Source organism: Candidatus Thermoplasmatota archaeon (assembly GCA_029907305.1).
In the GTDB taxonomy this organism is placed as follows: Archaea; Thermoplasmatota; E2; order DHVEG-1; family DHVEG-1; genus JARYMC01.
The window spans coordinates 1-20,137 of the sequence record JARYMC010000015.1 but is presented as its reverse complement, the minus strand read 5'-3'; the positions used below and the strand labels follow the sequence as shown (position 1 = coordinate 20,137).

The window sequence follows — 20,137 nt, the reverse complement described above, 5'->3', positions numbered from 1 at the left end:
ACCGTGATGACCTATTAATCCACCATGCTTCCCGGAAGAAACGTTATTTCCACCAGTGTTTCCTTTGAATCGTTGCCGAGAAGAAGGTGTATGAGGATTCTCATACTGTCGCAGTTTGTTCTCAAGTTCATTAAGTCTTTTCTTAAATTCTTCGATTTCCTGCTGTTGTTTTTTGATAAGTTGTACTGCTTTGATTGGCCAGTTCTGCATCCCATCCATGCAGAAGAGTATGGATGAAGATCTGCATGGATTTTTCGGTTTATACAAGTAGCTCGTAGGAAAAGCTAACTAACTTGACAAATACAAATGATGTTTTCCTTTAAAGAGGAGTGATATAGGAATGAAAAAGAATATTATATTTTTTATAGCTGTTTTGTTAATCTCCAGTTCTCTAATAAGTGGTTGCACACAACAAGGACTTGCAGTTACTGTCGTACCTCAAAATATTGGAGATGAAGTAGCACACACTCTTAAGATGAGAATGACTGCAACTGAAGGTTCTTCTCCATCGACAACCCACACAATAAATGGTACCATTTTTACAAAAGTAAATGGAACAAAAACCATATTGGATGGTTTTGGTATAGAACGAGAAGCAATAGAAATGTATACAAAAACTACTTTTGAAATGAATCAACAACAATATTTAGGATACAATATGTCGGCATATACTCTTTCTTACTTAGATCCTGAATCCAAATCTCCAATAAAAACTGTATCAAAAACTGTATCAAATATAAATATGGGTATTATGGCTATGTCTTTTGAGTTTTATGTTTCTAAAATAATGTACGATTTTCTTTATTCATTTTTTGGTTTTTCAGTTTCAGCAGTTTCAGACCTTACCCCAAACGATATTTCATCAGCATTTGAGGGAAAAAACATCAAAAAAGGCGATAAAGGGACAATCACAATAGCTAATATGCCAATCACATGGACTGCTTTAAGCAATGAAAATATAAAAAATTATGATTGCATGAAAATACAATTCTCTCTCCCAATTAATACCTCTTCACAAGAGGGAATGACAACATCTATTACATGTAACTATATAGTTTGGCTTGCGAGTTCATTCCCAAGCCTAATTAAAATGAGCGGTACTATAACATCAGTAACAACAATTACTTTTGGTAACTATCAAACATCCATTATTATGGATATTTTACTTGAATCATCAAAACGTGGTACAACACCTATATCTTGGGGTTCATCAAAACCAGTTTTTCCAGAACGAAATCTGTTTGGTGAATATTTAGAATGGAGTATCATGCCTGATTTTGGAAATAAAACCTCTACAATTTCTTTTACACCTGAAGAAGCATTAAATTATGCACAGATAAATTCACCGGACCTTACATCATATTTAAATTCGCATCCAAATGCATATATTGCCAGTTGCAAATATGGACGAACAGATAATAATGAGACATGGGAACTAAGCTTTAGAGACGAAACCACGCTAGGATATGATATCAAACTTTCTTATGATGGTATTGAAAAAACTATTCTATCAGAGGAATCTAAAACATATTTAACGAGTGGATCCTTAAAATCATCATTAAGCCAAGAACTATTAACATTTTCTGGCTGCGAAAATATTTTCTCAAAATATGTGGGAATGGTTTCTTCTAACATGCTAATACAATTTGTATCCGATATTTCTAGTCAATTATCCTCCTTAGATTCTGCTGGAGGATTTTTATCTGGTATGTTTGAAATGTTTCCAGATTCGATGTCGATGTATATGATTGCTTTTGGAGATACAGCTACCGAGTTGCCTCAAAATGTAAGGGTGGCAATCATAGACGTAGAATCAGGGCAAGTAATCATGTTGATTACTATGCCTATGTACGGTTTTGGCGGATTATAATTATCTTTTCCAGATAGATGGATAGGTTCCTTTATTCATCAACACCCTTTCAGGGCTAGCACAAACACCTGTGTCCTTCTTCATTATCTCCTCGGTTGACATAAGGCAGTTCATCAAAGCAACACCTTCTCCTTTCAACGTTAAAACAGCGACTAAATCCCCTTTAAGGATATCAGAGTCTACCTCAACAACACCAGGTACAGCGAGGCTGGCACCATGACAAATTGCATCAACAGCTGAATCACGGATCACTATCTTTGGTATATGATCCAGTAAACGTTCCATTGGGAGAACCACAGATCTGATGCTTTCTTCGTTTTGTTCCTCTTTCCAGAAAACAAAAGCGTCTTTAACATCCTGTAAAATCACAGAATCCTTTTCAAATAATCCCCCTGCTCTAGTGCGTCTAAGCTCAGAGAGATGTGCACCACAACCAAGTTTCTTACCAACGTCGACACAGAGTGTCCTAACATAGGTGCCTGCTTCGCAGCCAACACAGAACAAAACATCCCTATCCTTAACCTCTAGGATATCAAAGTAATATATACGCCGTTTCCTACGTACTCTTTTAACAGCAGAGCGAACAGGCGGGACCTGAGATACTTCACCAACAAAACCATTAGTAACATCCATAAGTTTCTTTTTATCAACATTTTTATGCAGAGTCATAATCCCAACGTATTCTTTACCAGACAAGAGGACAACCTGCAAAACACGGGCGCCATCACCAACACCAACAGGTAACACACCAGTAGCATTAGGATCAAGGGTGCCACCATGACCAACCCGATCAACCCCAAGAATGTCCTTAACCCAGGCAACAACCTGATGACTAGTAGGCCCACAAGGCTTATCTAAATTAATCATACCCTTCTCTAAGAGCTCCTTAACACTACGTTCACTAGGAGCCTTACCATAATTAGGGTTGGTTTTAACCTGAATTTTAATCAATCGTTTACGTTTTTTGTCAGAAGGCAACTCATGTTTTTTGTCAATCATCTCAGACGCAATAGAATAAAAACCCTATATAAAAACTCTTTACCCATCTATTTTTTTGACAATAATATCAACTATCTCCGCAGGCGTTTTATCACCAGAGTCAATAACAATATCATAAATAGACTTGTCTTTTAAATCAATATTATAATATTTCTTGTACCTAGTCGCCTCGCTTTTCTCCCTAGTAAGCATCTCTTTTTTCCTTTCACTAAAATCCCCACCTTCACGTTTTAAAATACGTTTCACTCTTGTTTCTATGTCTGTGTCAATTAAAACCTTCACAGCAGGAATATTGTTTCTATAGGCAAGCCAACCAGATATACGCCCCTCAACAATAACATTCCCTTTTATAAGTATTTCAAGCTGATGATCATCTAACTGCTGATCTATCTCTTTATGTTTTTCACAATATCTACCAAACTCCTCTAAAGACATCCTATGTTTCTCAGCCATCTCACGAAAAATATCGCCGACATAAACATATTTTAGTTTGAGTTTTTCCGCTAAAAGTTTTGCAGCAGTGGTTTTACCACTACCAGGCGTACCACTTATAGTTATTGTAACCATAAACCTAAAATTATTACATTGCAGAGGGCTTAGTTTTCCTTCTTATATTTCTCCACCAGTCAGACAAACTAATCCATTTAAGCCCCTGTCTTATGATATGCCCAAACAACATGGAAGTTATAAGATATATCCATAACCATGCTTGCCATAAAACCGGGTAAGAAAAAAATGAGACTTGATTAGCCCATGGTACAGTGAAATAAAAATAAGGTAAACCTCTTAGGAAATTTTGCAGCCAAATAAAAATAGGCCATATAAATATTGCAAGAAAAACCATGGATTTCATTGAACCACTGGACGCCTCAGTTTGTCTTCTCATTATCTCAGGTTGTATCTTCCTAAGCTTAGCTATCTTGTTCATATCACGGTTTTTACTCGCAGATGCCATCTCTTTCTGAAATGCTTTTGATATTTCTTGTGAATGAGCCATTTTTCTCCAATCAGTAAGAAGATTTGTGAGTAGTGATGAAAGAAAAACCACTATCAGCCCAGCAAGAAATATTGTCAAAAGAGGACAGTTTCCATCGAAACCAATAACTGGTTGAAGAACAAGCCCAAAATAATAACCAAGCACTTGACCAAAACTCATCATAACAAACATTACAAGTAAAAACATCATCATGTATAGGAATGTGCTTCCTTGTGCTCTATCATCCATAATCTATTTCACCAAAGGTTTTTTTTATTTTAATACAGGCGAAGCCTGTTTTACAGCCTCATCTAAAGCATTATCATGGTTAAAAATAATTTTTACTGTTGCGCCTGTTAAAGCAGCATAAGCCATAGCAGCTGCCCTGTTTATCTGTTGGTGTTCAGCTATTTGTTCTACTGTATCAGGATCTCTGCTCCTGGTTGTATCTTTTGCTCTACGGTTGTATATCTCCTCTGGGTCTGCTTCAACTATTACTATAGCTGTTGGGTTCAGTTTTTTAATAACCCACTCTGGTAAACCAGGCATATAGCCCTTTGGGGTTTTTACTGTGCAGTGAGTGTCTACTATTACGTTTTTCATTTTTGCTACTTTCTCTGCTGTTTTGATTTGTAGTTTTTTTTGTTGCTCTAGTGTTAGTTTTCTCATTTCGTCTCTATCTTTTACTAGTTTCATTTCTTTTGCTATGTCTATCATTACTGTTCCGAATGTAACGAATTTTATGTCCATTCCCTCAGCTGCTTTTTGCATAACAGTTGTTTTTCCAACGCCTGGTATTCCTGTAACAACAATAATTCCCATATTTTTTTTCCCTCAAAAACTTTTTTTATTCGTTTCCGAAGAATCCTCTTAGCACTGGGTGCATCTCCATTGCTTGTTCTTTAGCTATTTGTTCGTAGAGTTGTATCATTATGCCGACAGTCAGTAGTACACCAGTACCACTGGCATTACCTAGTGTACCGATCATGTCTGCGAATGCTGCGAGCGCTCCCACAGCTGCACCACCTATTACTGTTACAACCGGTATGTATCTCTCTAGTACCTTTGTTAGTATCCTCGGGTCTCGTCTGAAACCAGGTATTTGCATGCCTGAGTCTTGTATTTGTTTTGCTACAGCAGAGGCGCCCATATCTGTTGTCTCAATCCAGAATTTAGCGAACAGTATAGAACCGATTAACATTACCGCGAGATATATTATTATTTTCAGTGCAAACTGCCATGCAGCGTGTCCACCGTATCCTCCTTGGAGTATAGGCAGAAGCCAGCTGCCTACTCCATTCGGGTTCGAGAGATACCACGCTCCGCCATACAGTGGGTGTGATGGGTTACTCGAGGTTATATCGTATGCCCCAATCCAACCTTGCCCTCCGATAAAAGGTATATTTTTGAGTGTAGGGTTTGTGTAGAATAGGAATGCGAACATGTTTATGTTTGCGAGTAAAGCTGCCATTAAAATAACAGGTATGTTTGATGCATATATCAACCGTATCGGATAACGTCCACGTGCTCCTCTGACTTTTTCATGAGCAAGAGGTAACTCAATACGAGAAGACTCAGCATATACGACTATGAAGAATATGAATATGGTTCCGATAAGTGCTACAATGGAATTTACTTGGCCGATAAACATATACTCATAACCATAACTCATCATGTCGCTGAGGCTCATTTGTGTTGCCATATAATAGGTACCAGGGATAACACCGGCAGGCGGGTTGGACAAACTCAAGACGTCTTTACTGCTTGCAGGTAACCAGTTAAACAAACCATAGAATATAGATTCTGAGACACCAGCAGCAATAAACAAGGATATACCAGAGCCAATACCCCATTTTGAAATAAGTTCATCCATAAAAAATACAAGCATTGCACCCATGAATAATTGTACAATTATAATTACCTCAGCCCATCCTGATCCAACCAGTCCATAAAGACCAGTTCCTAATTCGACACTTCCCGACGGTCGTAAGTATCCGAATACTTGCGGAATAGCCTCAACAAGTATCATCACTATAACAAGTATCTTCTGTACACCCTGATAAATCCCTTTGTCCTCATCTTTTGTGAGATCAAGTTTAATGATTTTTGCACCAACAAACAACTGAAGAATAATCGATGCTGTGACAATAGGACCTATACCAAGATGCATTATTGAACCAGATGCACCTGCCATGATGAAACGATAACCAGCGAAAAGATCGATCACATCACCATGAAGGCCATAAATCATAATCTGTGTTAAAATATAATAAAGAATAAGACAAGTAACAGTCCAAAGAATCTTAGTCCTAAAAGGAACATGCCCCTCAGGTTTAGAGACAGCAGGCCATCTCTCAATAATTGGTTTTAAAGCAAACAGCCGGCTTTTCTTCTCCTCTGCCATATCTCAAACCCAAATAACCCTTAAATTTTTTTACCTTATTTTTCTTCTTTCTTAGGTTCTTTCTGTATTTCTGGTAATATTACTTCTCCACCCTTTTCTTTGATTTTTTCTACAGCCCTTTGTGATGCACTTTCTACTTTTATCATGAGACTACTGTTAACACCACCACCGCCTAACAATTTATCAAAACCTTCTTCTGTGAGATTTATCTCTTTTTTCTTAGGAAACAATTCTTCAAGCTGACCGATATTTATTATCTTATCTTTTTTAACAGTACCTTTTGGTCTTTTAAAACCATAGGCGCCAAAATGATCAGGCATGTATTTTATCATGCGCATATGTTTATGTTTATGGAGACCAGCGTTGCCTCTGCCGCCTCTTAAACCAGCACCTCTACCACTCTTTTTTCCTCTGCCGAAAGTTCGTTTTCCTCTGAATTTCTTTGTTTTTGTTTTAGCCAAATTCAATCCCTTCTAACAAACTTTTTAATATCAGGTGAGCTGAAAGCAGATAAAGTACCATATTATTATATTTTCGGCTTCAGTAAACTACTATTGTTGATGTGTTTTTTCCAGCTAAGGCAATATCTGAATGTTTTTAAAATTGTCTGATTTTTTTCTTCTAAATTATAAAACTTGAGAAAAACAACCTGCTATTATATTTTTTCTATCTGTTATTTTGTTTCAATTCTCAGTAAAACTGTTTTGTATTCTTTTACTTTTTTTTTATGAAAATCAAACATCCATTTTATTGGGAACAAATAATTTTTTTGAAATGTTATTCTTCCACCCAGTGATGAAATCATTTTTTCTAAGAAAAGAATTGTATCTGCTAGATGGAGGGAATATATTACATTGGATATTTCGAATCCTTTTTCAATGAATGCTCTGTCTGCTTTTTCGTTGCTTTTTTGTGCGCCAAAGGGTGGGTTCATCAAGATGGTGTCACATTGGGTATCAACTTCTTTTACATTTTTTACTAGAAATTCTATGTCAAGTTTGTTTGTTTTTGCGTATTCTTTGGCTGTTTGTATGAGGTTTTTGTCTATGTCATATCCTATTACTTTTTTTGCTCCCATTAGGTGGGCGCCTACTGAGAATATGCCTGTGCCGCATCCTAGGTCTATAATTGTTTTATCTTTTATGTCCCCTAGTTGATATGCTGTGAATATTATGTCTGATGCTATTGTTGCTGGTGTCATGTATTGTTCTAGGCTGGGGACAGGTTTTTCTGGTATTGGTATTTTTTGTAGTAGGATTTCTAGTTGTTTCTTTTTCATCATTGCATAGGTTGTTAGGGTTTTTGTTTAATAATACTTTTTCCACAAGTTTTATTTGCTTATTATGTTTTTAGGATGTTCTTTAGATGGGCTCGTAGATCAGTGGAAGATCGCCCGCTTGGCATGCGGGAGGCCTCGGGTTCAAATCCCGACGGGTCCACTTATTTTTTTATAAAAAATTTGTTATTTTTAGTTGTTTATTAAAATATTAAAAATCTTATACAAAAATCTTAAATACAGGAAATACAGTTTTACTATATGCTGTTTATTAACAAATAATTGAGAAGGGTAAAGTTAAAATGATGCGGACAAAGGTTGTTAATGATTCCACTGATCTTATACCCCTACTTCGGGCTTTTGATAGTAAAACAAAGAAGGATATTTTCAACGAATTATTAAACGGCTGGAAAACCATGAGCGAGATAGTTGATAAATATGGTCAGGATGGAGAGGGAGCCCTTGATGTTTTTGATAGAATGAAACTTGTTGAAACCAAATGGACTACACCTGAGGAGGGTATTAATGGTAAACCCCAGAAGAAATATAGGTCTTATTACTCTGCTTTTAACATTAACATATCCTGTCCAATTAATGAGATAAGCGAGATTTTTACTGTTGCATCTCTTGACCAAGATGAATTTGAAAAACTGGAAACAAAGATATATGATTTCATAGGACCTGAGGGTAAATTTGGTAACATGGTTGCTGAGAAATTCCATTTATCCAACCTGGCTCTTAAGGGTTTAGTAAAAAGATCTAACAAGTTCTGTTACAAGGGTTTGAAACTTAGCAGAAAGGAATAAATAACCTAGTGTTTTTTTTGAATATTGTTTTTAAATAGAGTATTCATTCTGTTTTTCTGGCATGGATTATGAGATAATATTGCAGGCATTGTGGCTTATTCTACCAGCATATATAGCTAATGGTAGCGCTGTTCTTGTCGGCGGCGGCAGACCTGTTGATTTCGGCAAAAATTGGAGGGATGGTAGGCGTATTCTCGGTGATGGTAAAACCTGGCGTGGTCTGTTTGCTGGAGCTTTTGTTGGCATGACAGGTGGTTTTGGTCTTGCTGTTGCAGCAAAATACATTGCTATGAGTGATTTTGCTTTCCTTAATATTAGTGATTTCGAGGGTTTTCCTCTGATGATACCGATTATTTTTTCTCTTTGTTTTGGTGCCCTGCTTGGTGATATGGTTGAAAGTTTTTTTAAAAGACGTATTGGTAAGGAGCGTGGTCAGGATTGGTTTGTTTTTGATCAGCTTGATTTTATAGTTGGTGCTTTATTTCTTTGTTTTTTTGTTAGTACGATTATACAAATTTTTGGTTTCACATCCTATAACTGGTTTCTAAAAGTTTTTTCTGTTTGGCATATCTTGGTTTTATTGGTTTTGACACCGTTTTTTCATATATTTGCTAATTTTGTTAATAAAAAACTTCAACATAGTAAAGCATAAATTATATACTCGATAATTGTTTTAAAACGTGTTGTTATGGGCAGGAAAAAAACATTGGTAAAATCCTCTGATGCGCAGATTAGTGCCATTAGAGAAATGTCATACATGAATGAGGATCTCAAAAAGTGGGTGATGGAAGCGGAGAAAGAGGGTATTTTAACTCAGAAAATAAAAGATGCATCTGAAAAAAAGGAAAAAGATCTTGGTAAGTGTGAGATATGTGGTGAGAGGAGTGCTAAGTCAGTTTGTATAAAATGCAACAAAGCTGTTTGTTTGTCTTGTTATTTTAAGATGATTGGTATCTGTAAGAATTGTGTTAGTAAGGAGACTGTGGATAGGTGGTTGGAGAAGCATCCTGATTGGGAGAAGATCCTTGGTGTTGAATGGGTTGACTAATATTTTTATATGGTTGGCTCCTCCTTAAGTTTTTAAACAGAAATCTATAAAAACAAATACTTATTGTAGACATACAATATTATAGGTGTGGAGGAAAAGAAATATGGAAATATTACACATATTGAATATAGTAGCTGGACTTATACTATGTGTGAGCTTTTTAGACGCAGTTCCAACCTTGCAAAAATTTGCAAAATGGTTAGGCAGTTTTGACACAATAATCGGTATAATATTAATAATCTATGTTATAGTGGCTGGTTATTGGAGTAGCTTACTTGGTATTGTTGCAATATTTGCAGGCCTGATTATGATCGTAGGAATATTGCCAGCTATACCCGCTGTAGGGAAACATCTGGAGAAAGTAGCTAAGTGGCTAGGTGGATTCCAAGGGTTTATTGGGATCATAGTCCTAATAGCAGGTATACTAGGTGTGTTAAGAATAATATAGTCTACTCCTAACCTAAATCAATTATTTTTCTTTTTTTCTTTATTTTTCTGAATTTTGTTTAAATTAACCTAGTTTGATTAGTGCACTTGGGGAAAAATCTGAACAGCGGGTTTTGTAAAATCTTTTAAGAAATAACTTTGTGAAAAATAAGTAAAAAATAATGGTTATTACTATTTATTTTGTCGTTCTCTTTTTATTCGTTCTCCTTCTTGCCATAGCGCCCACATCACACGCGCTGTTCTCCAGGATGAAGGATAAATAGGAACATCTACTGCTTTTAAATCCATTACTAAATCTTCAAACTCTTTTCCACCAACCCACATTCCTAGTATTGGTTTTTTGTATTCATGATGTAGTTTTTGTTGATTCACCATCTTTAGTATTGCGCCAGTAAACTCTTTTGGTCTTGCGTATCCTGCGTGTACTGATGCAACTATTATGCCATCTATGTTTTGGTCCTGTAGAAGGGCTTGGGTTGCTGACCAGTACCTGTAGAATCCTGCATCTCCTGCTAAATCAACTGGGTTGTTTGGTTTAACAGAGGGCGGAAGTATTTTTTCTATTTTTTTGTAAGTTTTTTCAGATAGTTTTGGTATTACAAGACCGTTTTCTTCAAGTGCGTCGCTAAGAAGTATTCCTACTCCTCCACCATTGGTTATTATGCCTATGCGGTTTCCTTGTGCTGGTGGTTGCACGGATAGTGCTTTTGCCATGTCAAAGAGTTCTACTATGTCTCTGCATCTTATTCCGCCTGCTTGTTTAATAGCAGCGCTATATATTGCGTCGCTACCAGCCATAGAGCCTGTGTGTGATGCTGTTGCTCTTGCGCCTGATACGCTTTTTCCAGCTTTTACAACCAGTACTGGTTTATCACAGGCTTTTATACTGTTCATAAAAGCTCTACCATCTTTGACTCCTTCGATGTATAAACCTATAACCTTTGTTTCAGGGTCTCTGGAAAAATAGTCAATTAAATCATCATCATCAATATCGATTTTGTTACCCATGCCTATTATTTTTGATAAACCAACAAACTCGTTATTTGCTAGATAAATCATGCCAATGCCAAGTGCTCCACTTTGACTTATTAACGCCACATTTCCTTTTCTAGGTGTTCCAAAAACAAATGATGCATCAAGACCATCTGAAGCGTTCTTGTAACCCATTGTGTTTGGGCCTAGGATGCGAATACCGGTTCCTTCAACAATCTTTTTTATTTCTTCTTCCCCTTCATGGTTTCCTATTTCGCTGAAACCGGATGCGATGATTATTATGTGTTTTACTTTCTTTATTACACAGTCTCTCACAATTTGTGGGACAATAGGGGCTGGAACAGATATTAAAACAAGATCAATTGGGCCAAGAACATCAGTCAGTTTCTTGTAGCATTTAAGACCAAGGATTTCATCATCATCTGGGTTTATCGGGTAGAGTTTACATTGATAATCTGAAATAAGTATATTTTTTAATGTAGCATGCCCAACCTTTGTAGGGTTTGCTGATGCTCCAACAACAGCGATGCTACTTGGTTTGAAGAAAGTCTCAAGTGATTGCTTCATGTTTTTTTTATCCTCTCCAACAGATATTCCAAGATACTGTATTTATATGTAATGTTTCATGATTTCTATAACCTCTCCGCTGTTCTTCGCTTTCCTATATTCCTCTAGAGGTTGTTTATTTAACTCTAAAAAATTTGGTCCCCAACTATATATTTTTAAAATTTCAGATGCGTGATCAACTTGACCGAGGATGTAAAGCGAGGCGGCAAAAGCCTCTAAAGTCGTTAACTTAAAAGGTTTACCATAATTAACAGGATTAACCGCCAAAACAAATGGTAGAGCCCGTGGTATATACGATTTACCAAGTTCCTGAAAACGACTTTCTGCGTTTTCCCATGAACAGTCAACAGCTAGGATACCTACTTTTTTGGCTGCTGGTAAATCTTCTCTTGAAAGACTTTTTTCAGCAAAAGGACTCAAAAGAATTGCATGTTTCGGTATTTTTTTAAGGTTTTTTTCAAGTTTAGCAAAACCAAACCTATGAAGCTTTTTAGCACTACATTTTTTTTGGTCATCCTCGTTCATATGATAGATATAAAGTCTGATTTTTTCTTTCATCCCTCACCCTATTTTAATGTCAAGTACGTAGTGGCCAACACCAGGTGCATATGATTTTATATACCTATGTTTAACGAACTCAGCTTTTCTACCATTTTCTTCAGATAACTTGTTTATATGTTTTAATGGTCTATCTGGGAACAGTTCATCTGGGCATACCTCATGATAATGAATAAAACCTGTTTTGTTTTTCAAACAATCTATAGCGGTTTGTAAAAACTTGTGTGTATCCTCAATATACCCCATTACAACTCTATCAGCCACGTTTCTTGGTGCTGTTTCTTTGTTGTCACCAAAAAGAGGTTGAACAATGGAGGTTACATTATTCAACACAATGTTGTCACATAGATATTTGTATGCAACCGGGTTTATTTCACAAGCAAAAATCCTCTTTGGTTTACTGTATACAGCCATTGGCAGAGTAAAATAGCCGATGCCTGCAAAGAGATCAACGACTGTCTCGTTTTTGTTTGAAATCGTAGCCATGCGTATGCGCTCATCCATGTTACCAGATGAGAACATTATCTTCTGCGGGTCAAGTTTGTATCTTATGTTATTTTCCTTGTGTATAGTCTCGGTTTCTTTTTTTCCATATATGATTTCAACGTTTGGCTCACGGTATACACCCGTGATCCCACTAACGTCTTCTAGAGCTGTTTTACAGCTAAGAACCTCTGCGTATGCTTTTCCTATGTTTTTTCTATATCTTCTTAACTCTTTTGGTAATTTTATTATTACTACATCCCCGATTTTTTCCCATTTATCAGGGATTTTATCAATTAGTTTCAACGGTATTTCTTTTTGAAGAAGTTTTTTTATCTGATCAAATGGTGTTTCAATCATATATTATTTGGGTTTAACAGTTAACACTATAAAGATTACATCTATGGATTTTTCCTACTCTTAACTATCAATGAGTAGAAAAAAAGTAGATGATTATCAATATTTTTTAAGATAAGTTAAGCCAGAATGTGCCAACAGTGAATCCAGCGACTATCAAATTCGAATAGGTTCCTGTACCTGTTTTTGTTCCAAACCAGTACCCAAGTAAACCAAACATAGAGCCGATGTGCTCACCAGCACTAGTTTCTTGATGTAGTAAACCACCCATCGTATTTATTCCATCTGGCGAATAACCCTTGTGGAAACTGATGATGTCAAATCCAACTAGATTTATGAAGGTGTTCAAACCAAAAACAAAAGTGCTACCACTTGTTAATTCAAAGCTTATTGCGCAGATCGCGTTTATTATTATTTTGCCAGCTTTTAAAGGAGCTCTTAGCTGCATGTAATGTCTATCCTTGAATCTCTCTGCTGCCATGTTTTTTAGAGTCTCATATGTCATATCATAAGAAATTATGCCGCGTTCTTTGAATAGAGCAAATTGTGCATTAAGAGATTCTTCTATGGATGTACTTGTAGTTCGGATTTCTCTAATCTGATTTTTGAAATCAGCCCAGTCTGATTGGGTAAACTCCAATACTTTTTTTACTGCTCTGTCGCCTGTTAAATCCCAGAAATATACAGTTATTTTGTTTGTGTCACTAACCTCAGCAACACTTCCTATTGCTGGTGTTATTATCAATCCAGCGAAGAGAAGCAGTGCTATACAAATTTCAAGTCCTCTTCTTTTCATAATAACCTCCCTATGAGTTTAAATGGACTAGTAGTACTTAGATGTTTTGCATAATAACCCTCTTTGGTTATATGGTTGTTAATACTTTCAATGTGCCCATCAACAACTCTATTTATCCATGCTTGTATACCATTTTTGAATGAACCTGTTTCCATATAAACCTCGTAAAAACCAGACTGCGATAATGCAGACAATAAAAAACACGTTAGTTGATCGTGGTAACCTTGTTTTTGAGTCAGGTACAGGTTCTGGTAAAACCATTTGTGCACTTACTTCTACGCTTGAGTTTGCTATTGAGAACAACAAAAAAATCATTTATACGACTCGTACAAATGCTCAGCAGAAACAGGTTATAATTGAGCTTAGAGCTATCAGGAAAAAATTAAAAACTGGTAAAGAAAAGGTTTTTGGTGTTGGTATACAGGGGCGGGCAAACATGTGTATTCTTGCTCGTAACGACCCTGAGCTTTCTAGGGGTACCGCTGATGAGCTTTCAAAGATTTGTTCGAGTGAGAAAAAGAAGGCAAGAACAGCTGGTAGGAAAAAAGACAAGGGCTGTGTTTATTATAGGAATTTTGTTGTTGATAAAGAAAAAGTTGAGAACATTGTTGGTTGGACTAAGAAGAATCTTCCAACAGCTGAGGAGTTCATAGAACTTTGTGAAAGGAAAAAGATTTGCCCGTATGAGGTTAACAAGCTTTTGGTTCGTGATTCACAGCTCGTTGTTGTCCCTTATGTTTATGTTTTTGATCCTATGATTCGTAACATGTTTTTTGATTGGTTGTCTGTGTCTGAGGAGGATATGATTCTTGTTGTTGATGAGGCGCATAACCTCCCTGATTATATCCGTGATTTGTTTTCTGCTCAGCTTAGCACATGGATGCTCAACAGTTGTATTTTGGAGGCTGAGAGACATGGTGATCCTTCTCTAGCTGGTGGCAAGGTTTCTGTCTCTGATTTCTGCAAACTACTAATCAGTATCATCAACGATATTAGGGATACTTATGTTTATGAGGTGCTTGAGAACGGTCTTAGGAAACTACCGGTTGAGAGGAATGATGCTTTTATTCCTTCTCATGAGTTTGAGACCGAGGTGTTTTCTAGACTAGGTATAACTAGCAAGACTTTTCATGACATCATCGGTGATCTTATAGCGTATGGTGAGAAGATACGTGATTACAAAGAAAAAGAGGGTAGCCTACCTCGTTCTTATCTTCATAAACTTGGTTTGTTTTTGGATTTCTGGTTCTCACTTGAGATAGATCAGTATGCTAAGCTCGTGGTTGATGACTCTGATGGTAGAAACCCGCGTATAGAGGCTTTTTGTTTGGATCCTAGTGTTGGGACCGATATTATGAAGGTTTTTCATTCAACGATTCATATGTCTGGTACGTTGGAGCCTCTTGAGGAGTACCGTGACTCTATTGGTCTACCTGAGGATACAAGGCTTGTTGCTTATCCTTTGCCTTTCCCACTTGATAATAGGCGCGTGTTTTTTGTTCGTGATGTTACAACAAAGTATGATGAGATAATGAAGGATAAAAAAATTATTCCACGGTTACGTAAGTATATTGTTGATATCTGTAATAGTTTTTCTAGGAACACCATGGTGTTTTACCCTAGTTTTGATATATTGTCAACTTTTTTACATGATGGCATTAAACATGATATTAAACGTGGCCTCTATGTTGAGGAGCAGGGGATGTCGCAGTCTGAGCTCATGGATATAGTATATGATTTCAAACAGTCTGGTTACAAGAAAACAAAGGCTGCTGCCATGTTTTCTGTTATTGGTGGTAGGGTTAGTGAGGGTATGGATTTCCCTGCTGAGGAGCTTGAGATAGCTGTGATTGTTGGTATACCCTATCCGAAGCCTACTGCTCGTCAGCGTGGCTTGCAACAGTATTATGAGACTAAGTTTAGGAAGGGTTGGGAGTACACGGTTGAGGCACCAACTGCTCGTAAACTCTTGCAGTCTATTGGTCGTCTTATTCGTGATGAGAATGATCGTGGTGTAGCAGTTATTCTTGATAGACGTGCACCCAGGTTCAAAAAATATATTAAGGATCTTACAGAGTCAAAAAATCTGATAAAGGATATTGATAGTTTTATGAAAAAATAATGTGAAAACGGTTGATGAGGTTTTTAAGAGACGGCGTTCACGCAGAGGATTGCGACTTGCGGCTACCTTTGGGATTATTATTATTTTTGTAGTCGTTGGGGTCGCATATGTTTTCATCTCGGTTCTTGATCTTGATAGCTTCATCGGTCCGGCAGGCATTTCAGGGACTTGGGAAGGCTCAGGCACTTTTACAAACGGTGGTATTAATTGTGGTAATCCTGCCTGTAGATATGTTGGTACTATGAATCCACCCTCTGTGATTCTTCAACTTCAACAGAATGGAAATTATGTCTTTGGTACAGTTACGATCAATATTCCTGATTCACAAGTTCAAGAACTTGTTTCAGGGGCTGGTTGTACTGGATTTCACAATTCAGTAAGCGATATTAATAATGGTATTTTAAGTGGCACCCGTCTCACATTTATGGATGACGGGGGAAACATATGGACATTGAATTTCCTTAGTAACCTCTGTCAGGGTACTGTTGGTAGCAACGCGATTGGCTGTACTGGTTTAGAAGGAGATGTATCTTTAAGCAAGAAATAGCTAACTATTTTTATTTCGGCAAAAGATTTGGTATCCCATCTTCTATAGGGTAAGTACATTTACATTTTTTACAACTAAAAATCCCACTAATAATCTCCCTTTTTTCCTCTTTTTTAACAACTAGCTCTAAATCACCCTTGCATGTCGGGCAGCAGAGGATACCCAATAAATCCCGTTTCATAGAAGATACATATAGAAATTTATGCTAATAACCCTTTTTCTAAAAAAAACCTAAAACGTTTTTTTATTGTAGTATCTCAACTAGTCTTTTACAGTTTTTCACAGCATATGCATTAAAATCGTTGTTAAAATAGACAAAAACATCTTTAACTTCAAGTTTTTTAATCTTCTCAGCCCACTCAATTAGCTCTTGTTCACTATAGTTGTAGTTGTACCATCTATCTTTACCATGGAACCTTACATACCCGAAATCAGCAGTAGAAACTACATCATCGGGTAGCCTCGGAGCGGAGACTATGCAAAACCCGACGTTGTTTTCCTCCAACACCTTGTAAACATCTTTATCATACCAAGAAACGTTTCTGAACTCTATAGCATTCCTCTTATTTTTATCCAGTTCACAAACAAAATCTTCTAGGAGTTTAACATCTTTCTTCATAGAGGGATGAAACTGGAATAACACGCATCCTAGTTTTTCTTTTAACAAATCAGCGTTTTTATAAAAAATCTGTAGTAAATCATCAATGTTTCTCAGTTTCTTCACATGGGTAATCTGCCGGTTTGCCTTCAAAGTAAAACTAAAACCAGTATGGGTTTTATTATACCATCCTTTAACCACATTCGGAAAAGGAAAACGGTAGAATGTAGCGTTAACCTCCACAGAGTTAAAATGTTTAGAATAGAAAACAAGCCAATCACTTCTATCCAGGTTACTAGGGTAGAAATCACCTACCCAATGGTTATAAGACCAGCCTGAGCACCCAAAATAATAGTTCATCTATCCCCCAGATACATAACCCTTTTTTTACCAAGATCAGCATCCCAGACAAAAGCCCAATCATCATCAGTACTCTTCCTAATCTCCTCTATGTTCTGCATATAGTTCTTAACCTGAGAATCCATGAGATCAGCCTGATGAAGTACACATGCCTCAATAGTTTTAGGCATACGAGGTGAACCCCACTCGTACTTACCATGATGACTAAGTATCATGTGGCATAGATGATTCTCCAAACCTTGGTCAAAATCCTTTCCCTTCTTTTTCAGCTCAGCTATCTTCTCGCGAATCCAACGATCACCCATAACTATATGACCAATAAAGTTACCCTCCTCTGTTTTATCAACCGCAGCAGTATACTTATACTCCTTTAATTTACCGACATCGTGTAGTATCGCACCAGTTATAACCAAGTCCTTGTTTATACCAGGGTACATCTCACAGATATTCTCACATAAACGTATCACACCAACAGTATGCTCAAGGTTTCCACCAACATAGTTATGATGATGTGTCATAGCAGACGGAGCATGGGTATACTCTTTAACAAACACAGGGTCATCAAAAAATATGTCCAACAGGTTCCTTAGTTGCACGTTCTCAACTGTTTTAATCTCTTTCTTTATCTGCTCAAAAAACTCTTTAATCTTATCCTCCTCTAAGGAGGGTATAAAATCACTGGCATCGTACTCATTCATGCCGCATCTACGCAGACCACCAGTTGCTTCATTAATTGATATCTGCAACCGGTCCTCATAAACCTCAACATAACCAGACCTTATCTGAACCACGTCACCTATCTTGAAACTCTCAAAAAGCCTTCTAACCCTCTCTTTGTTTTCGCCACCCCAGAACTTCACACCAATCTCACCGGTCTTGTCAACAGCAACAAAATCAAACCAAGTCCCCTTCTTATAAGCACGTGGCGGGTTCTTAGTTTTAACAGCAAAAAAATCATTAACAGCATCCCCCTCACGAAGGTTCTCAATGAACTGTTCTTTTTTACGTCTACCAACATCAGCCTGTATCATAGTCTGCTCATCCTGCTTTTTATCATAACCATATATATCAGTCATATCCAATGTTCCCCCAAAGGATAAACCAAATAAATGTAAAATATCTTATAATCTCATAGTTTATACGTTTTTCCTTCCTTAACCAACCTGGTTTTTATACCAAGTTTCCTAAACATACCAGGATGAGTAGTATGAATCGGATACAACACACCAGGTTTAACTGTTTTGATCAGATACCTCAAATCAGAGCCGTTTATATGACCAGAGCAATGAGACTGAACAAAACGTAGATCAAAAAACTTTAGCCAGTTCATCATACGCTCATAAGATATCTCCATCTCCTCATTGAAAGGCTCAGACAAAGAATGAACGTAAACACCACCATACGGTTTTAAATCAACGAGCATATTAAAGTAATAGAAATTTAAAGCCACCATATAAGAAGCAGGTTTTTTTGTTATATCCTCAGCAGTAACAACATTAGGGTAATTTAACCTGCATCTTATGTACTGATCAGTGTAATCCTCATCAATATAAGTACCAGTTAGCCTCTTTGGTTTAAGAAGCAAAATGTTTTCATCCTTACTATCTGGTGCTTTTAGTTTCTCATCCTTATGATACCTCTCTAAAAAACAAGCGTGTTTGAAACTTATCACAAGCTTTTTACCCAAGTCTTTTGCAACCCTATAAAAGGTAGTAAACCTATCAACGTCTTTGAAGTTAAAATCAACTATTGAGAGTTTTTTACAATTCATTAACTCTTCTTTTGATTTCTGATAAACCTTTTGTTCAGATTCATCTGTTTTACCTTGATCAACACGTGTTCCTTCTGTAATCATAGCAACTGGTTTTGCCTCCTTTGCGACATCAATAAAATCATCTGTCATACTGGAATGAAGACCATGCATACGAAGATCACCAGTATAAACCACAGCCCCCTCTGAGGTATATATCACAAAAGCGTATGCACCAGGTACCGAGTGATCAACATGAACCGGCTCAATCTCCAGCGAACCAATATTTATCTTTTTACCAGTTCTAAAAGTTTTAAACATTCTCTTGATTGGCGGGTTCTTATAGTCACACCTCCGTAGTGGTCTCACCCTGAAATCAATAACCTCATTCTCAATATCACGTTGACTCTGCTCAGCAACAGCTTCAAGAATACTTTTACATGTTTCACCACAATAAACAGGTATATCCTTATGAAGAAACGATATGTAATTAGCATGATCTGCATGGGCATGAGACAAAAGAACACTATCAATCAACGGATCTTCTGCTTTACGTCCATAATGCTCCAGCAAATCCTCCCTATAAACACCTCTTATGTCTGGTAAAAGTTTCATAGTAAGAAAATCACCGATACCATTAGCAGTCCTAGGCGTCAGAAACTCCTCAAAATACTTGCCTCTACGGGAGAAACTCAAACCAAAATCAATGAATATATTTGTATCCCTATCTTCAAGTAGTACTTTGTTTCCGCCTATCTCTTTTACTCCCCCGTAGAATGTAAGCTTTACCACGTATAATCCACCGTTATGTTTCTTTAGAACAAAAACCGCCTAGATAAAGTTTATCAAAAAGGAAAAAATATGGAGGGAGAGGAGAGATGGGAGTCTTATTTATCTTTTTGTTGGGCTAGATATCTTGCTCTTTGTCCAACTACGAACAGTTTCGCTATGAAGGTGATTTCGTTTGCTTCTTCTTTGCTTGATACCTGTCCAACTATCAACATGTTTTTTTCCAATTTAATATTTGTTTGTTTTGCTTATAAAGCGTTGTTGTACAAATGTTACCTAAATTTTTTTAAGCAATTATTAAGAATTTTTTCATCTGTAAAGATGACATGTTAAAGTTGCCTCGCCTCTCAGATAAGAGAGGTGAGATAGATGAACTATGTAGGATTAGATA

At 36.9% G+C, this 20,137-nt stretch carries 24 protein-coding genes and 1 tRNA gene; 8 read left to right on the top strand and 17 right to left on the bottom strand.

Going from position 1 to position 20,137, the window contains the following annotated elements:
• The coding region (locus QHH19_02095; protein ID MDH7517123.1) for a hypothetical protein at positions 1-210 on the bottom strand (210 nt) is incomplete at its 3' end.
• Between the two features lie 130 nt (positions 211-340).
• Between QHH19_02095 and QHH19_02090 the strand changes: the two genes are divergently transcribed.
• Positions 341-1,870, top strand: a complete 1,530-nt coding sequence (locus QHH19_02090; protein MDH7517122.1) for a hypothetical protein — start codon at positions 341-343, stop codon at positions 1,868-1,870.
• Here QHH19_02090 and QHH19_02085 read toward each other — a convergent pair whose 3' ends face one another.
• From QHH19_02085 to QHH19_02055, 7 genes are all read right to left on the bottom strand, one after another.
• Entirely contained in the window at positions 1,871-2,869 is a 999-nt protein-coding gene (locus QHH19_02085; GenBank protein MDH7517121.1) for an RNA-guided pseudouridylation complex pseudouridine synthase subunit Cbf5, read from the bottom strand.
• Between the two features lie 39 nt (positions 2,870-2,908).
• Positions 2,909-3,436, bottom strand: a complete 528-nt coding sequence (locus tag QHH19_02080; GenBank protein MDH7517120.1) for a cytidylate kinase family protein — start codon at positions 3,434-3,436, stop codon at positions 2,909-2,911.
• A gap of 13 nt (positions 3,437-3,449) precedes the next feature.
• On the bottom strand, positions 3,450-4,094 hold the full coding sequence (locus tag QHH19_02075) for an EMC3/TMCO1 family protein (GenBank protein MDH7517119.1): 645 nt from the start codon (positions 4,092-4,094) through the stop codon (positions 3,450-3,452).
• Positions 4,095-4,118: 24 nt separating this feature from the next.
• Positions 4,119-4,667: an adenylate kinase gene (locus tag QHH19_02070; GenBank protein ID MDH7517118.1), complete on the bottom strand. Its 549-nt coding sequence runs from the start codon at positions 4,665-4,667 to the stop codon at positions 4,119-4,121.
• Between the two features lie 25 nt (positions 4,668-4,692).
• On the bottom strand, positions 4,693-6,249 hold the full coding sequence (gene secY, locus QHH19_02065) for a preprotein translocase subunit SecY (protein MDH7517117.1): 1,557 nt from the start codon (positions 6,247-6,249) through the stop codon (positions 4,693-4,695).
• 35 nt (positions 6,250-6,284) lie between these two features.
• Positions 6,285-6,710, bottom strand: a complete 426-nt coding sequence (locus QHH19_02060) for an uL15m family ribosomal protein (protein ID MDH7517116.1) — start codon at positions 6,708-6,710, stop codon at positions 6,285-6,287.
• Positions 6,711-6,922: 212 nt separating this feature from the next.
• Entirely contained in the window at positions 6,923-7,531 is a 609-nt protein-coding gene (locus QHH19_02055; GenBank protein ID MDH7517115.1) for an METTL5 family protein, read from the bottom strand.
• An 85-nt stretch (positions 7,532-7,616) separates the two neighbouring features.
• Here QHH19_02055 and QHH19_02050 point away from each other — a divergent pair.
• The 5 genes from QHH19_02050 to QHH19_02030 all read left to right on the top strand — a co-directional run bounded on the left by QHH19_02050 (position 7,617) and on the right by QHH19_02030 (position 9,827).
• A tRNA-Ala gene (locus QHH19_02050) sits at positions 7,617-7,688 on the top strand.
• Positions 7,689-7,827: 139 nt separating this feature from the next.
• The gene (locus QHH19_02045) at positions 7,828-8,331 is read left to right on the top strand and encodes an ArsR family transcriptional regulator (GenBank protein MDH7517114.1); all 504 of its coding nucleotides are present in this window, start codon (positions 7,828-7,830) and stop codon (positions 8,329-8,331) included.
• A gap of 61 nt (positions 8,332-8,392) precedes the next feature.
• Positions 8,393-8,983, top strand: a complete 591-nt coding sequence (locus QHH19_02040; GenBank protein ID MDH7517113.1) for a CDP-2,3-bis-(O-geranylgeranyl)-sn-glycerol synthase — start codon at positions 8,393-8,395, stop codon at positions 8,981-8,983.
• A gap of 36 nt (positions 8,984-9,019) precedes the next feature.
• Positions 9,020-9,379, top strand: coding sequence for a hypothetical protein (locus QHH19_02035; protein ID MDH7517112.1), 360 nt, complete (start codon positions 9,020-9,022; stop codon positions 9,377-9,379).
• A 103-nt stretch (positions 9,380-9,482) separates the two neighbouring features.
• A complete protein-coding gene (locus tag QHH19_02030) occupies positions 9,483-9,827 on the top strand; it encodes a hypothetical protein (protein MDH7517111.1) in 345 nt (114 codons plus the stop codon).
• A gap of 170 nt (positions 9,828-9,997) precedes the next feature.
• Here the strand turns inward: QHH19_02030 and QHH19_02025 are convergent, their stop codons facing one another.
• The 5 genes from QHH19_02025 to QHH19_02005 form a co-directional block, all read right to left on the bottom strand.
• On the bottom strand, positions 9,998-11,386 hold the full coding sequence (locus QHH19_02025) for a CoA-binding protein (protein MDH7517110.1): 1,389 nt from the start codon (positions 11,384-11,386) through the stop codon (positions 9,998-10,000).
• Between the two features lie 42 nt (positions 11,387-11,428).
• Entirely contained in the window at positions 11,429-11,944 is a 516-nt protein-coding gene (locus tag QHH19_02020) for a DUF367 family protein (GenBank protein MDH7517109.1), read from the bottom strand.
• A 3-nt stretch (positions 11,945-11,947) separates the two neighbouring features.
• Positions 11,948-12,787, bottom strand: a complete 840-nt coding sequence (locus QHH19_02015) for a class I SAM-dependent methyltransferase family protein (protein MDH7517108.1) — start codon at positions 12,785-12,787, stop codon at positions 11,948-11,950.
• Between the two features lie 106 nt (positions 12,788-12,893).
• Complete coding sequence (locus QHH19_02010; protein MDH7517107.1) at positions 12,894-13,580, bottom strand: hypothetical protein; 687 nt, start codon at positions 13,578-13,580, stop codon at positions 12,894-12,896.
• On the bottom strand, positions 13,577-13,735 hold the full coding sequence (locus QHH19_02005) for a hypothetical protein (protein ID MDH7517106.1): 159 nt from the start codon (positions 13,733-13,735) through the stop codon (positions 13,577-13,579). Before QHH19_02005 ends, QHH19_02010 begins: the two co-directional genes overlap by 4 nt.
• Between QHH19_02005 and QHH19_02000 the strand changes: the two genes are divergently transcribed.
• Positions 13,720-15,702, top strand: a complete 1,983-nt coding sequence (locus QHH19_02000) for an ATP-dependent DNA helicase (GenBank protein ID MDH7517105.1) — start codon at positions 13,720-13,722, stop codon at positions 15,700-15,702. The genes QHH19_02005 and QHH19_02000 overlap by 16 nt on opposite strands.
• A 1-nt stretch (position 15,703) precedes the next feature.
• On the top strand, positions 15,704-16,249 hold the full coding sequence (locus QHH19_01995) for a hypothetical protein (protein ID MDH7517104.1): 546 nt from the start codon (positions 15,704-15,706) through the stop codon (positions 16,247-16,249).
• Between the two features lie 10 nt (positions 16,250-16,259).
• Here the strand turns inward: QHH19_01995 and QHH19_01990 are convergent, their stop codons facing one another.
• The 4 genes from QHH19_01990 to QHH19_01975 form a co-directional block, all read right to left on the bottom strand.
• Positions 16,260-16,430 (bottom strand): methytransferase partner Trm112, encoded by a 171-nt coding sequence (locus QHH19_01990; protein ID MDH7517103.1) that lies wholly within the window; start codon positions 16,428-16,430, stop codon positions 16,260-16,262.
• Positions 16,431-16,493: 63 nt separating this feature from the next.
• Entirely contained in the window at positions 16,494-17,207 is a 714-nt protein-coding gene (locus QHH19_01985) for a DUF72 domain-containing protein (protein MDH7517102.1), read from the bottom strand.
• Positions 17,204-18,283, bottom strand: coding sequence for an HD domain-containing protein (locus QHH19_01980; protein MDH7517101.1), 1,080 nt, complete (start codon positions 18,281-18,283; stop codon positions 17,204-17,206). The genes QHH19_01985 and QHH19_01980 overlap by 4 nt, the downstream gene beginning before the upstream one ends.
• Before the next feature lie 53 nt (positions 18,284-18,336).
• Positions 18,337-19,749, bottom strand: coding sequence for an MBL fold metallo-hydrolase (locus tag QHH19_01975; GenBank protein MDH7517100.1), 1,413 nt, complete (start codon positions 19,747-19,749; stop codon positions 18,337-18,339).
• Positions 19,750-20,137: the final 388 nt, after the last annotated feature.